Source organism: Chitinophaga horti (assembly GCF_022867795.2).
Lineage (GTDB): Bacteria > Bacteroidota > Bacteroidia > Chitinophagales > Chitinophagaceae > Chitinophaga > Chitinophaga horti.
On the sequence record NZ_CP107006.1, the window covers coordinates 1,965,429 to 1,980,647 of the forward strand.

General features: G+C 51.9%; 12 protein-coding genes. 7 read left to right on the forward strand and 5 right to left on the reverse strand.

Annotated features, from left to right (window positions below; genetic code table 11):
• The first annotated feature begins 382 nt into the window (after window positions 1-382).
• A complete protein-coding gene (locus tag MKQ68_RS07925; protein ID WP_264282825.1) occupies window positions 383-2,200 on the forward strand; it encodes a 3-keto-disaccharide hydrolase in 1,818 nt (605 codons plus the stop codon).
• A gap of 22 nt (window positions 2,201-2,222) precedes the next feature.
• On the forward strand, window positions 2,223-4,178 hold the full coding sequence (locus tag MKQ68_RS07930) for a c-type cytochrome (RefSeq protein ID WP_264282826.1): 1,956 nt from the start codon (window positions 2,223-2,225) through the stop codon (window positions 4,176-4,178).
• A 70-nt stretch (window positions 4,179-4,248) separates the two neighbouring features.
• Here MKQ68_RS07930 and MKQ68_RS07935 read toward each other — a convergent pair whose 3' ends face one another.
• Window positions 4,249-5,064 carry an ATP-binding protein gene (locus MKQ68_RS07935; RefSeq protein ID WP_264282827.1) on the reverse strand — a complete coding sequence of 272 codons (816 nt, stop codon included), beginning with the start codon at window positions 5,062-5,064 and terminating at the stop codon, window positions 4,249-4,251.
• A gap of 114 nt (window positions 5,065-5,178) precedes the next feature.
• On the opposite strand from MKQ68_RS07935, the gene MKQ68_RS07940 reads away from it, so the two are divergent.
• From MKQ68_RS07940 to MKQ68_RS07955, 4 genes are all read left to right on the forward strand, one after another.
• Complete coding sequence (locus tag MKQ68_RS07940; RefSeq protein ID WP_264282828.1) at window positions 5,179-6,447, forward strand: hypothetical protein; 1,269 nt, start codon at window positions 5,179-5,181, stop codon at window positions 6,445-6,447.
• Entirely contained in the window at window positions 6,444-7,883 is a 1,440-nt protein-coding gene (locus MKQ68_RS07945; protein ID WP_264282829.1) for a phytoene desaturase family protein, read from the forward strand. The genes MKQ68_RS07940 and MKQ68_RS07945 overlap by 4 nt, the downstream gene beginning before the upstream one ends.
• A 16-nt stretch (window positions 7,884-7,899) precedes the next feature.
• Entirely contained in the window at window positions 7,900-8,931 is a 1,032-nt protein-coding gene (locus MKQ68_RS07950; protein WP_264282830.1) for a glycoside hydrolase family 43 protein, read from the forward strand.
• A 120-nt stretch (window positions 8,932-9,051) separates the two neighbouring features.
• A complete protein-coding gene (locus tag MKQ68_RS07955) occupies window positions 9,052-9,834 on the forward strand; it encodes an alpha/beta hydrolase (protein ID WP_264282831.1) in 783 nt (260 codons plus the stop codon).
• Between the two features lie 132 nt (window positions 9,835-9,966).
• Here the strand turns inward: MKQ68_RS07955 and MKQ68_RS07960 are convergent, their stop codons facing one another.
• From MKQ68_RS07960 to MKQ68_RS07970, 3 genes are read right to left on the reverse strand one after another with little or no spacing between them, the layout of a single operon-like run.
• Window positions 9,967-11,154, reverse strand: coding sequence for a hypothetical protein (locus MKQ68_RS07960; protein ID WP_264282832.1), 1,188 nt, complete (start codon window positions 11,152-11,154; stop codon window positions 9,967-9,969).
• Window positions 11,141-12,115: a DUF2157 domain-containing protein gene (locus tag MKQ68_RS07965; RefSeq protein WP_264282833.1), complete on the reverse strand. Its 975-nt coding sequence runs from the start codon at window positions 12,113-12,115 to the stop codon at window positions 11,141-11,143. Before MKQ68_RS07965 ends, MKQ68_RS07960 begins: the two co-directional genes overlap by 14 nt.
• Before the next feature lie 25 nt (window positions 12,116-12,140).
• A complete protein-coding gene (locus tag MKQ68_RS07970; protein ID WP_264282834.1) occupies window positions 12,141-13,049 on the reverse strand; it encodes a diacylglycerol/lipid kinase family protein in 909 nt (302 codons plus the stop codon).
• Between the two features lie 36 nt (window positions 13,050-13,085).
• Between MKQ68_RS07970 and MKQ68_RS07975 the strand changes: the two genes are divergently transcribed.
• On the forward strand, window positions 13,086-14,162 hold the full coding sequence (locus MKQ68_RS07975; RefSeq protein ID WP_264282835.1) for an App1 family protein phosphatidate phosphatase: 1,077 nt from the start codon (window positions 13,086-13,088) through the stop codon (window positions 14,160-14,162).
• On the opposite strand, the gene MKQ68_RS07980 is transcribed toward MKQ68_RS07975, so the two are convergent.
• A complete protein-coding gene (locus MKQ68_RS07980) occupies window positions 14,159-15,085 on the reverse strand; it encodes a hypothetical protein (RefSeq protein WP_244838049.1) in 927 nt (308 codons plus the stop codon). The two genes, MKQ68_RS07975 and MKQ68_RS07980, sit on opposite strands and share 4 nt — an antisense overlap.
• Window positions 15,086-15,219: the final 134 nt, after the last annotated feature.

The following is a 15,219-nucleotide window of genomic DNA, read 5'->3' on the forward strand; positions in this document are numbered from 1 at the left end:
CAAGGGGTGACGACTCGCGGCTCGATCGTCCTAATCGTCGTTACCGCTCCGGTCTCCACGAATGCCTACCGTAGATCTAACACACGAGGGTGGCTTCACTGCGTTCGCCATGACGAATGATGGCGAGAGCGTGATTTAGTCCCCCCATAAGCCACTCCATCCAGCCGCTCGTCAAATAATCCTATTTTCTGAGCAAAATTTGTAACAGACACTTGCTAAAGTGTCGCATACCGTTTAGCCCCACGCCACCACTATATTTTCCGGGATCACCAGTAGAAAATCGGTTTAGCAGCGGATTAAGTGTTTAGTTGCCGATATAAAAATACGACCACTCATCAGGATTAATTCTTGTTACAGGAAGAGTATATTTATTTTGCCGTCTATGGTACTAAGATCGAAAAACAATTTTATTGGCCGATCGCTCCGGATCGGCTTTTTATGTGCATGCGGCGCAGGCTTCGCTTTTTCGCAGGCCAGTGCGCAAAGCCAGTTGCCGCTGCAGGATTTTTCCTCTTTCAAAAATGCCGGTAAAAGCTGGCAGATTGTGGGCGATGTGAATACAGAGCAGGGAAAAGAGAACAGCTTCAAAACCACCGGCGGAACCGGTATCCTCGTTAATCAGCCTACAAAAAAGGCACATGGTGAAGACTTGTTCTTCAACCTGGAACATGGCGACATCGACCTGGAACTGGAGTATATGATGGCGGCAGGTGCCAACTCCGGTATTTACCTCCAGGGCCGTTACGAACTGCAGCTGCTCGACAGCTGGGGTACAGTGGCTCCCAAACCCGGCGACAACGGCGGTATCTACGAACGTTGGGACGATAGCAAACCAGAAGGTCAGAAAGGTTACCAGGGCTACGCTCCCCGCCAGAACGCCAGCAAGGCGCCCGGCCTGTGGCAGAAACTGAGAGTGTCTTTCCAGGCGCCGCGTTTCGACGCTTCCGGTAAAAAAATAAGCAACGCCAAAATGCTCCGCGTAGAGCTGAACGGTGTGCTGATCCACGAAAACATCGAACTGTCTGGCCCCACCCGTGGCGCTGTTGGCGGTAACGAAGTAGCTGCCGGCCCGCTCCGCATCCAGGGCGACCATGGTGCCGTTGCGTTCAGGAACATTATTATCAAACAATACGATAAAGCCCGTCCGGAACTGTCGGCCCTGCAATACAAGGCTTACAAAGGCCGTTACAGCCGCGACACGGACTACAGCAAAGCAAAAGCGGAAGCAACAGGTACATCTAACCTGCTCACCGCCAATGCTTCTCATCTTTCCCAGGAATACACCCTCGTTTACAAAGGCACACTCAACGTGAAAGAAGCCGGTGAATACCAGCTGGAAATGGCGGTGCAGGGTGGTAACGGTTTCATCATCGTTGATGGTAAACCGGTGCGTAACAGGGTTACATTGCCTGCAGGCAACGTTCCGGTGGAAATTATCTACTCCCGCACCGGTGACTGGGGTAACCCGACACTGGGGCTGAACATCGCTGGTCCGGGTGTACGCTCGTTCTACATCGGTGATGTGATTACGCCGGACGATACCGATCCGATAATCTTATCTGCCAATACCAACACGATCCTGAGAAGCTTCATCGACGTACCGGGTTCGCAAAAGATCACCCACGCCGTTTCTGTAGGCAGCCCGCTGAAGGTAAACTACACGTACGACCTCGATCACGGTATGCTGGTGCAGGTGTGGAGAGGCGAGTTCCTCGAAACTACGCCGATGTGGCACGAACGCGGTAACGGTACTTCCCGCCCGATGGGGGCACTGCAGCGTTTAGGTAAACCGTTCTTCCAGCTGGGTAAACTGGCAGGTGAACAGGCTGCCTGGACCGCCGACTCCACCGGCAGCGGCTATCGCCCTAAAGGTTATGTACTCGACGAGCAGGACAGGCCTACGTTCAAATACCAGGTATATGGCGCTTCGGTAAATGACCAGGTGCGTGTATCGGAAGATGGCCATGGCATCGTACGCGAAATCAGCGTAACAAACGCTCCATCCGACCTGTACGCTAAACTGGCAGAAGGCGCACAAATTGAATCCATAGGAAAGGACCTCTACCTGGTGGACGGTAAAGCTTACTTCCTGCAGGTGCAGGACGCAGGCGGCGCTAAACCACTGGTACGCGAATCCGCAGGCGTAAAGGAACTGATCGTTCCGGTACGCGGCAAACTGAGCTACTCCATCCTTTTCTAACTTTTAAGACCGAATCAACATAATGAAAAATATAATCAGGAAAGCAGCCTGTTTCTTATTGCCACTCGCTGCCACCCTTACACAACTGCCTGCCTTTGCACAGGAAACGCCGAAGGAAGAAGACTATTTCAGGATCATGAAGCTGAGCGCACCCGAAGGCATTTTGCTGGAAGTGGGCGGTCTCACCGTTCTGCCTGGTGGTGAACTGGGCGTGGCTACCCGCCGCGGCGATGTTTACATCGTTGAAAACCCGACGAGCAATCGTCCGTTCTTCCGCAAGTTCGCAAGCGGCCTGCACGAAATCCTCGGCCTGGCCTGGAAAGACGGTGCACTGTACTGCGCACAGCGTGGTGAGCTCACCAAACTGGTGGATTCTAATATGGACGGCAAAGCCGACATTTTCGAAACCGTATATGCCTGGCCGTTATCCGGTCACTACCACGAGTATAGCTTCGGCCCGAGACTGGCCCCCGATGGCTCTTTCTTCGTGAGTGGCAACGTAGCTTTCGGTAACGAAGAGTGGTGGCGTGGTGAAAGCCGCGTTCCATGGCGTGGTTGGATGATGCACATTTCCGCAGACGGCAATATGGAGCCTTGGGCTACCGGTATGCGCTCTCCCTGCGGTTTGGGCATGATCGACGGTGAACTGTTTTACTCAGAGAACCAGGGCGACTACATGGGCTCCGGTGGTGTTTGGCATGTAACTAAAGGCGCCTTCGTAGGCCACCCTGCAGGTTTACGCTGGACCGGTATGGCAAACTCCCCGCTGAAACTGACTGCGGAGAAGTTCAACTCCATCGTGGACGAACGTAAAGTGAAAAACGAACAAGGTCGCTATATCAAACCAGAGAACGTACAGAACGAAAAGTTCCAGATGATGTTCGAAGTAAAAAGCCAGGTGCCAGAACTGCGCACGCCAGCTGTATGGCTGCCGCACGGTATCCTGGGTATCTCCAACTCCGAGATCCTGCCTATCCCCGAAGGTAACTTCGGTCCGTTCGGCGGACAGGTACTCGTAGGCGACCAGGGCCAGAGTAAGATCATGCGTGTGGTAATGGAAAAAGTAAACGGCGAATACCAGGGCGTAGCATTCGACTTCCGCCAGGGCTTCCAGTCGGGCGTACTGCGTATGGCATGGGCTCCGGACGGCTCCCTGTTCGTTGGTGAAACTAACCGTGGCTGGGGCTCTGCCGGCGACGCGAACGAAGGTTTGCAGCGCCTGGCCTGGAACAACCGCATCCCGTTCGAAATGAAAACCGTAAAGGCCATGCCTGATGGTTTCGAGATCGAGTTCACCCTGCCGGTTGATAAAAAATCAGCACAGGACCTCGCATCTTACGCGGTAGAAAGCTTCTCTTACAAATACCACCCGGTATATGGCAGCCCGACTGTAAATACCGAGAAATGTGAAGTGAAAGGTGTGAAAGTATCCGAAGACGGCCTCAAAGCCCGCATCATCGTTGATAACCTGCGCCAGTACTACATTCACGCGATCACCCTGAATGGCGTACGTGCGGAAGACCTGTACTATTCACTGGTACACCCAACCGGTTACTACACACTGAACAACATCCCAGCCGGCGCTAAACTGTCGATGGCTGGCGTAAGCACCCGCAACTCCGAGAAGGAAGCTGCTGCTAAGGCTAAAGCCTCCGAAGCTGCAAAACCTAAAACAACGCCTGCTAAAACGGATGCCGCTGCTAAACCAGCTGCCCCGGTAGCTTACACCTACGAGCAGGTAAAACCGCTGCTGGCCAAATACACTTGCGCCGCTTGTCACAATGCTGATAAAAAGCAGGTAGGTCCATCTTTCCGCGACATCGCCAAAAGAAAGTATAGCAACGAAACGATCGTAAAACTGATCTACAATCCTAAGCCTGAAAACTGGCCTGGCTACGCGACAGAAATGCCGCCAATGCCGCAGGTCCCTAAAGCCGATGCATTGAAGATCGCGAGCTATATCAACTCTTTGAAATAGATCGCTGGTATCCAGATATTAGAAAGCCCCGCGCGTTTGCGCGGGGCTTTCTTTAACGGCGAAGGTAAAGCTACTTCAACTTATAAGCCGCCACCGTCTTCGCATTAAACGTCGGTACATACACGATCCGTTTCTTCGCATCATACCCGATATCCGCCGCATTGATCTTCTCCGCAGATGTATTCAGCAGCGTTTCCACTTTACCATTGGCATGCACGTAAAATATCCAGCCGCTCCAGGATGTAACGAGGTAATCGCCTTTACCAACAGGCTCGATGCCGTCGCCGCCTTGTGGTAACGATGCGATGTTGGTGATCTTTTTATCTTTATCAGCTTTCACGAAAGACTTGCCGGCAGCGATGATCAGGTCGGTGCCTGCCGCTTTGAGGCCGTTAAGACCTTCGAGGTTTTCGAGGTAAAGTGTCGGATTATCGTTCTCAATGCGCCATACCTTGCCGGACTTGGAGTCGGACACGTATACGATGCCGTCAGCATCCACCGTGAGGTCGTTCAGGCCCTGCGCTTCTTCCCAGGCAATGTTTTTCTCGATCGCACCTTTCTTCAGATCTACTACGACCACCGCGTGTACATCAGCCACATACAGGCGGTCGCCAAAGATGGCCAGGCCTTTTGGAGAGTGTAAACCGGTAATGAAAGTAGAGTCGTAGCCAGTACCATCGGGCTTTAAACGGGCAACGCCGCCGGTAGCATCGAGCGCCCATGGCGAACCATTAATCAGGGAAACGTATAAAGTGCCTTTGCCATCGTCCAGCACAGATTCAGGTACGGCGATGATGGGCTTCGTTTCCCATATTTTTTCAAGTTTGTGCTGGGCAGTCGCAGAAAGGGAGAAGGTACTTAGCAATAAGAGTAATGTCTTGTTCATAACGCAGATGAGGTTTACCGGTAAGATAAGCTTTCTGCCGCTTAACCGCAAGCATTGCGCCAGCATTGCATATATGATTCGTGCGCGTTATATTACAGTATTCAAATCCTCGTTATGACCAATACGGTTAACCTTCGCCCCTGGACCTACGGAGAAATGTTCGCCCTGCGTTTTTGCACGGTGTTTTTTGTTTTCTATATCATCCCGTTCCCGCTGGATATCATTCCTGGGGTGGAAGTGCTCTGGGAAACTATCATGCAACACCTGGTTCCCTGGGTGGCCCAGGCAGTGCTGCATGTGGAGATCACGGTTTTCGAAAATGGCAGTGGAGACACCACTTATAACTATGTAGAAATATTACTCATGTTTTCTACCGCGCTGATCGCTGCGAGCTTATGGTCGCTGCTGGACAGGCGGCGCTGGAGTTATCATGCGCTGCATTACTGGCTGCGTGTGCTGGTACGGTATTACCTCGCCTACAATATGTTCCGTTATGGCTTTATCAAGGTGTTTCACCTGCAGATGGGCACGCCTTACCTCACGCAGTTGATCCAACCTTTCGGGGATAAGTCTCCCATGGGACTGGCCTGGTCGTACATGGGTTTTTCCCCTGGTTTCAGCGCATTTACGGGTTGGGCGGAAGTACTGGCCGGGGCGTTGTTATTGTACCGTCGCACGGTAACGATCGGTGCAATGGTGGGCATTGTGGTAACGATCAATATCATGGCCGTGAACTACTTTTTCGATGTGCCGGTAAAGCTGTTTTCCACCACGTTGTTCCTCATGTCGGTGTTCCTGCTGGTGCCGGACCTGCAGCGGCTCGCCAATATGCTGCTGTTCAACAAACCGGTTGAACCTAAGGTGTTTCAAACCCATATAAAACAACAATGGTTAAAGGTGGTGTTGATGACGTGCAAAGGGCTTTACATCAGCTTCGGCATATTTATGCTGCTGGAAATGGGGGCAAGTGGGGTGCGCAAGTATGGCGACAGGCGCACCAAACCGCCGCTATGGGGTATTTACGATGCATATCTCGTGGTGCGTAACGGCGATACCATACCGCCGCTTCGTACAGATTATACCCGTTGGAACCGTATTGTACTTGATTTTAATGATTGGGCCACGGTGTATTTTACCAACGATAGTATGAAAGGTTTTTCTTTTGAGGTAGATACATTGAAGCATACCGCGGTCGTATACACGCCGGATGCGCCGGATTATAAGTCGACGTTGCATTACATAGCGAAGGGCGACAGTCTTACGTTAACGGGTAAGTACTTTAATGATTCGATTTTGATTAGTTTTACAAGACGCGATCATCGCTCTTTCCAGTTGATGAACCGCGGCTTTCACTGGATCAATGAATATCCGTATAACCGATGACGCAGGAGCACACAGAATATGATGCAATTATTGTAGGTGCAGGGCCTAACGGCTTGTCCGCCGCCATTACCATGCAGCGGCAGGGACTGCGTACGCTATTGCTCGAAGCCAAAGAAACCATTGGCGGCGGTGCCCGTAGTGCGGAACTTACGCTACCCGGCTTCGTACACGACATCTGTTCCGCTGTGCATCCACTGGCTGCGGGTTCGCCGTTCTTCCGGCAATTGGACCTGGAGCAGTTCGGTCTCGAATATATTCGCCCGCCTGTACTGGCCGCCCATCCGCTGGATGATGGCTCCGCAGGCGCCTTATACCGCTCGTTCGATGAAACTGCCACAGGCTTCGGTGCGGACGAGCAGGCCTACCGCGACTTATTTGCGGATATGAACGAATACTGGCCATCTATTGCAGGGGATGTGTTAGGCCCGCTGTCCATACCCCGCCACCCGTTACAGATGGCGAAGTTTGGGTTAACGGCTTTACGCAGCGCGGCGAACGTGGTGAAACGTTTTAAAACACCACAGGCACGGGGCTGGTGGGCGGGTGTTACCGGGCACTCAATGTTGCCTTTGTCTGCCGCCACTACGGCCGCCGTAGGCAGCGTACTGGCCATGGCGGGTCATCATTATGGCTGGCCGGTGCCGAAGGGCGGTTCGCAAAGCATCGCTAACGCGCTGGCTGCCTGTTACACCGCGCTGGGTGGCGTCATCGAAACCAATGTGAAGGTGAACAGCATTACGCAACTGCCTTCTTCCAAAACGGTGTTCTTCGACCTTTCGCCCAAACAGGTATTGTCGATCGCAGGCCCGAAATTATCGGCTTTGTATCAGCAACAACTAAAGCGCTACCGCTACGGCATGGGCGTGTTCAAGATCGACTGGGCATTGGATGGACCGGTGCCTTTTACATCGGAAGTATGCCGCAACGCGGGAACGGTGCACCTGGGCAATACTTTCGAAGAGATCTCAGCCGCAGAGCAGGCAGTGTGGAACGGGCATTACACGGAAAAGCCTTTTGTACTGCTCGCCCAGCAAAGCCTGTTCGATACGGGCCGCGTGCCGGCCGGGAAGCAGGCGGTATGGGCCTATTGCCACGTTCCCAATGGCTCCGCGCGCAACATGACGACGGAGATTGAAGCGCAGGTAGAACGTTTCGCACCGGGCTTTCGCGATCGTATTTTACGCCGGCATACGATGAACGCACCACAAATGGAAGCCTACAATGCCAACTACATCGGGGGAGATATTAACGGCGGTGTACTGGACATCACGCAGCTGTTCACCCGACCGGCTTTAAGATTATCACCTTACCGCACAAGTGCTAAAGGATTGTATATTTGTTCGGCTTCCACACCGCCCGGCGGAGGGGTGCATGGCCTTTGTGGTTACCATGCTGCCAAAAGGGCTTTGAAAGATATTTTTAATACAGTTTTATAACCACGCTTGACTACTCATGAAACGACTACTCGCCAGCATTGCTGCGCTATTCCTGTGCACGACAGTTTTTGCACAAACCGAAACCTTTACCAATCCATTATTGCCCGGTGGGGCCGATCCTTATGCGTTTTACAAGGACGGATTTTATTACTACACGCATACGACGGGCAATCGTATCATCATTAAAAAAACAGATAATCTCGCCCGGCTGAAAGATGCGGAACAGGTAACGGCGTACACTCCGCCAACCGGAACGATGTATTCCAAAAACCTCTGGGCGCCGGAAATCCTTTTCCTGGAAGGGAAGTGGTACATCTACTTTGCGGCAGATAATGGCAGGAACGAAAACCACCGCATGTACGCCCTGGAAAACAGCAGCGCCGACCCGATGAAAGGCACCTGGACGTTCAAAGGTAAAGTAGCGGATGCCACCGACAAATGGGCCATCGACGGCGATGTGTTCAAATGGAAGGGACAACTGTACATGATCTGGTCCGGATGGGAGGGTGATACCAACGGGCAGCAGAACATTTATCTCGCTAAAATGAAAAACCCCTGGACTATCACGGGTAAAAGGGTAAAGATAGGGGAGCCTACTTACGATTGGGAAAAACATGGCGACCTGAATGCAAAGGACGACGTGCCGCATGTGAACGTAAATGAAGGCCCGCAGGCGCTGGAACATAACGGCCGCCTGTTCATCGTATTCTCCGCCAGCGGCTGCTGGACTGACTACTACGCGCTCGGTGTCATGAGCCTAAGCGGCAAGAACCTCACCGACGCGAAATCCTGGAAGAAATCACCACAACCTTACTTCAAGCAAAACAAAGAGAACGGTGTATATGCGCCGGGTCACAACTCCTTCTTTAAATCGCCCGATGGTAAGCAGGACTGGATCCTGTACCATGCTAACGATGAACCGGGGCAGGGTTGTGGCAGGCATCGCTCACCGCGTATGCAGCAATTCACCTGGGATAAGAACGGCTTTCCCGTATTTGGTGAGCCGGTAAAAAGGGGCGTGGTGCTACCCATTCCCACGGGTAACTAAGCTACCCTGAATTTGACAAGTGATGCCTTGATCCGGTCAAAATTGGCGCGGAGGGGAGATGTACTTTTGTGAGGTGAACACCCGGTTTTGTGTAATACTGACCATCATCAAATTAATTGTATGTCTTCTATCCAGTCAAAAACCATTTTGTTCGTAACCGGCTGCTTTGTAAGTCACCATTGCTGGGACAACTGGGCCGCATTTTTCGAGAGCAGCGGGTATAAAACCGTGTTGCCTGCCTGGCCGAATAAAGAAGGCGAACCTGCCTCGCTCCGTAACAGTATGCCTGCTCATTCCATCGCTGGTTTGCGCATGACGCAGGTAGTGGAACACTATGCCGCCATTGCCCGCCAGCTGCCGGAAAAACCGATTATCATCGGGCATTCGTTTGGTGGGTTGATGACGCAGATCCTGATCAATAAAGGCCTGGGCGCTGCAGGCATCGCTATTCACTCGGTGCCGCCACAGGGCGTGCTGCCGATCGAATTTAGTTTTTTGAAATCGACATTCGGTGCCCTCGGGTTGTTCACGCCATTGAACAATGCCTACCTGATGAGCAGGAGCACCTGGAAATACGCGTTCACGAACGGCATGCCGCCGGAAGTGCAGCAGTCCACGTACGACGCGCTCACCATCCCGGAATCGAAACGGCTGGCCCGCGACGGTTTAACTAGTGCTGCGCACGTAGATTTCAAGAAGCCGCATGCCCCGCTGCTGATCCAGGCCGGCTCAAAAGATCATTGTATACCGGCATCGTTAAACAGGCGCAATTTTAATAAATATAACACCCCCGGCTCCGTAACCGAGTTCGTAGTGAAGGAAGGCAGGAATCACTTTGTACTGGGGCAATCCACCTGGAAAGAAGACGCCGCGTACATACTGAATTGGATTAAAAAACATTAGTTGGTGAGGAAGTAAAAAGGGCTGACCAAAAAGTATTGGTCAGCCCTGATTTATTCGGATACCTGATGGAGACATGTCATCGCTAAGCGGTGCACAAAGCCTTCATTTTACTTTTGGTCAGGGCCTGATAGGTTAGAAATCGCCCGTAGCGCCACCGCCAACACCAGAGCCGCCACCAAAGTTCCAGGGCTTTTCCGGTGTAGTGGTCGTACTCATGGTTTGTGCAATGACGAGCGATTCGAGGTGTAGTTTCTCCATTTGTTCCGAAGCATCGTCTTCTTCTTTTGTAAAGCCGTGTCTAGGCGTTTTCAGGTAACGGATGGCGCCCAATGCAATAACAACAAGGCAAATGCCGGATAGCAGCATGACCGTTTCGATCGGCATGATCTCATGATAGTAGCGTACCGTATAAACCGCAGCGGCTACGAGCAGCATGCCGGCACCGAGCATTACGCGGTTTTTGTTGCGGAGTCCGAGCAATAAGTATATAGCAGGGATGGCAATTGTTGTGATCCAGAAAAGCCAGGCCAGTGGCGGTACATATGCCGATTGGCTGCCGCCGGTTGCGACCTCGTACGCGGCTGCGTTGTAGTAATCATCGCGGGCCAGTTCGGTGACGATGAAGTAATTCAGGCTGCCGTACAGCGACAATAATGCGCAAAGCTGTAATAACAGTAAACAATTACGATAATGCCTGAAGCGCCATGGGCGGGATAACCGGTGGAAGAGCAGATAAGCACCCAGTGATACGATAGCGATGATAAATGGCGCGAAAGCGCTTAATACGGCGCTTGTATCCAGCGAAAAATATACTGTCGCAATGAGTGCTGCGTAAGCAATGACGCTCATCGGGAGGTCTGCAAAACGCAGGGCCAGGTAGGCCGCGCCGATCATAATCACTGCACTTATCTGTGATTCGCTGTTTGCAATTTCCTGTGCAAAAAAGAAGGTGACGAAGGCCAGGCCCGCGCCCCACATCAGCGCTGTATCTACGCCTGATTTATGATGCTTGGTTCCGCGGATGAAAAATTCACAGGCGGCATACAATGCGATGGTCAGAAAGATGCAGAAATTGGCCACGCTGTTCGCGCTGCGAACGATGTCCATCAACAACATCAGTCCAACAGCAGCCAGTATGGCCACTGCGGTAACAATAAACAGCCCCGCGCGGATAAAGATGTGGGGACTGTAAAAATCGTCAGGATACGCAGCGTTAACGGCATTACGTTCCCCGGCGGTGATCAGGCGTTTTTTGTAGGCGCGTTCCACTTCGGAACGCATCAGTACCTGGTCGAGTGTTTGATGGTTATATGCGATCATGTAATTTCAAACGTTTATGTTCTCCCATCAGCCAGGCAATACAGCCGATACCGGAAAAAAGGAAATAGAAGAGGATGGCGAGCACGTCCCAGTCCATGTACCTGCCAATGGACATCAGGATGGTGATGGTTAGCGCAACATAGGAGTAGAGAATCGTTATCAGGACGAAATAAAACGACCGCTCTTTACGCGCCTGTAACAGGAAAAACACTGTCAAAGCCACAAGAGGCAAAAACCACAGCATGTTCTCAAAATACAGTTCAGCCGCTATCAATGCGATAAACATAATGTGTACGCCGAAGTTAGCATACGTAAACGAGAAATGCTGTTTCAGATCGCGTTCGCGGCTCAGGTAGGAGAGGGCCAGTAGTAAGGCCCCCAGTATAATGCCTGTAAAGATCAGCTGCTGGTCACCGAAATTATTGGCATTCAGTATATCCAATGGCGTTAGTGCGATGCCCATCCACGAACCCAGCGTAGTAATGGCCAGGCTTAGCACGCCGAGGTGATCGAAGTAATAGGCCGCAAAGAACAATATCACCATCGGGATGAAGGTGGAGGCACTGTAACCATAACCGAATACCGTGTACTGGGCCTGCAAGTACGTAATGAACGTGATCATGGTTAAGCAGCCCAGCAGCAGGATGTAGTCGAAAAATACGTTCGGCGACAATACTTTATGCCAGGAGAAGGGACGCTTCTGCCGGAAACAATAAAAGAAACATCCCGCGCTGATAACCGCAATCAGGAAGATGATCGCCAGGTGGCCAATGGTGTCGATGTTTTTGTAAATAAGCGTGCCCAGTCCGCCGCTTAATAGCAGCACGCCCAGGTACAGGAGGGTTTTTAGCTCCCAATGCAGGGAAAACAAGCGGTGCTTTTCTGCCGTTTTCACGTTTTGCAAAGAGGCGTCAGACAAATGTCCTTCGCGGTGGAGCCTTTCGAAAAGGTGCAGTTCCATAAGGGCGAATATATAGAACTTTATCTTAACCCATACATTTATAAGGCTTCACTCGTGCTGCTAAAGACAGTGAGCTGCCGGTGAAGGATGTCGGCATTGACGGTATATACTTTGCCCAGGTATTCGCCATCCAACTGGAAGTGCGCTTTTTCTTCGTGTGGATGGATACCTGCCTGGCCGATATGATCTCCGTTTTGGCCGGGTCGAATGGGCGGTGGCGAAACAACATTTTGAGCAGTTCCAGCACGGATATCTTTTTGATCAGCACCACTTCGAAAATGCCGTCGCTCAGGTCGCCATCCGGATTGATAAAGGCGCCCGTACCATACTGCCGCGCGTTGCCAAAAACGACCATAAATGCTTGTCGCTCCAGTTTTTCCGTACCATTATCGATGGAAATGTCCAGCAGTTGCTGGTGATACAGCGCCTTCAGGGCTACGCGGGCATAGCCGATTTGCCCACGGATGCCCGAGCGTTCAAAGTACTTTACCATCAACGCGTTAAGGCCGATGTCGCCCAGGTGAACGCAGTATTGGTCCTTATCCACCCTCACGACGTCTATCTTTTGGGTAATTCTTTTCACAATCACCTCCAGCGCTTCGGGCATGGTAAGCGGGAGCGACAGTTCGCGGGCCATACCATTGGCCGAGCCGGCAGGCAGTATACCCAGGGGGATGTCTGTACCGATCAACACTGTCGCTACACTACGCACGGTACCGTCGCCACCAACGGCTACTACGCCGTCTGGCTGCAGATCTCGCACCACTTGTTGCAGCGATAAACCTTTTTTACGGGCGGTGTGTAAATTAAAGAAGTGCAGGTCATAGGGTTTGTCCTGGAAAAAAGTGTGGATCAGATTTTGAGGATCATCTTTTCCACGGCCCGATTTCGGGTTGATGACAAATAGTAATTTTAACTTTTTGGCGCTTTCCATCAAAGTGGTTTAGGTATTGAATAGCTGGTTTTGCGTATGCAAATAAACAATGGATCAGATAATATCAAATTTAAAGCCGTAAAAAAAACGTTCCGGGAACGGCTGTTCGACTGGCTGCGATTAACCAGCCGCACCACGGTGCGTGTGTACCGGGGCTATGGCCGCGACGGACAACTGCAACTGTTCGGCCATGTGCTGGAACTGGGGCCGGTGCCGCCTAAACGTTACTCCCGCAACATTATCCGCAACTTTTTCGGCCTGATCCGCCTCTTTATTGTGCGCCCCAAGCCTAACGCCCGCGTGCAGCTGGTGTGGCAGCAAAAAACGATCAAGGCCGTAACTGCCGCCGATGGTTTCTTCCACTTTCAATGGACGCCCGAAATGCCCACCGATGCGGGCTGGCACGAGGTGAAAGTCGACCATATATCGGCCACCGGCAATACCGTGCTGGCTTCGGCGACCGGCAGCATTTTCATCCCGCACCGCACACAGTACGGCTGCATTTCCGATATTGATGATACCTTCCTGATCTCTCATTCTTCCCGCCTCGGCAAACGCCTGTTCGTGTTATTTACGCACAACGCCCGTACCCGTAAGCCCTTCGCAGGTGTGGTAGAGCACTACCGGATGCTGAGTTATGCGGGCAGCCATGAGGATACGCCTAATCCGTTCTTTTACGTGAGCAGCAGCGAATGGAACCTGTTCGATTACATCGTGGAGTTTACCCGTACGCACAAGCTGCCCAACGGTGTATTGTTGCTCAGCCAGCTCAAACACTGGTACCAGCTCCTGAAAACGGGCCAGAATAAGCACGGTACCAAGTTTACCCGTATCGCCCGTATCCTGGAGAGTTACCCAAACATGCGTTTTGTGCTGCTCGGCGACGATTCCCAGGAAGACCCCAATATATATAATGCCATCGTGAAACACTTTGGCAGCCAGATCATCTGCGTATATCTTCGCAACGTACGCAAGGCCAGTCGCCCGCACGTGGAAAACGTGAAAAAGGAAATCGAGACTGCCGGCGTTCACTGCTGCTATTTCCAGCATAGCGAAGAGGCCATAGATCACTCTCTCAGCATTGGCCTGGCGGAAAAACAAGTCAGTATTTAAAAAGGCAGGTAAACCAGCCTGGTAACCGGGTGCTGATCGGTAATGAGCAAGGCGCCTTGCCGGTATTGCAGCATACCTTCCCAGTTGTCGCAGTTGAACGTGAACGGCGCTATGGGCTTCACTTTGATGCCATTTGTCTGTACTTCCAGCTGGATGATGCGGGCCACGCAGTCCTTGTCCCAGTCTGCATATTTACCGTTCGGTTTCATCAGCTTTTCCGCTGGTTCATATTCTTCAAACTCGCCGTGGTAGTTGTAGTTGATGCCATATAATCGGCCATCCTTTTCATGCATATCGGTGATGCGGAAGTCGAAAGGCTGTACCGGAATGGTTTTCACGGTGGTCAGTGCTGTATCGATCAGCCAGCCAGTGCTTTTCTCCGCGAAATGGTTGAACTCGAACATGACGAGCAGTTTGTTTTGTTCCGGCAGATAGGTGATACTTTCATGGCCGGCTTCCGATAAGGGTTTGCCCTGCGCCTTCTTCAATTTGGGAAGGGCAATGATATGGGTAGTATCCATCCAGATCTTCTTCCCGCGGATGTGCCCTTTGATGACATAACCGCTGTCGTTGAACTCCGTTTCCACGGTCATGAACAGCTGATCGCGCACCACTACGCAGCCTTCCACGCCCTGGTAGCCTTTCAGCCTGGCGAGTACGGGGTAAAGGTTCTCAAACCGCAGTTCGTACAGGGTGTCCTTTGGTGTACGGCCGTCGAGCACGTCATTAATATAGGCTGTGTCGATCGCATAAATGTAGCGCGCGGGGTACTGCGGCATGAGGATGATACGGTCGCGGTAGGCAGCCATGCCTGAATATTCATGGTTGCGGTGAGCAATGGCACAGGGAAGCGGGATGTCTTTCAGCGACTTCTGCGCCGAGGCGGCGGAGCTGAGGAGCAGCAAAAACAGCAGGTATCTCATCCCGCCAAAATACACAATTCGCCCATCAACCGCATTCGTTTGTACCGTAGCCGATGTTAATTTAGTATAACCATTTTCGCTGCAATGACTCTTCAGTGGCGCTCGCGGGTGAAGGAATAAAAAAAATTGTTTAC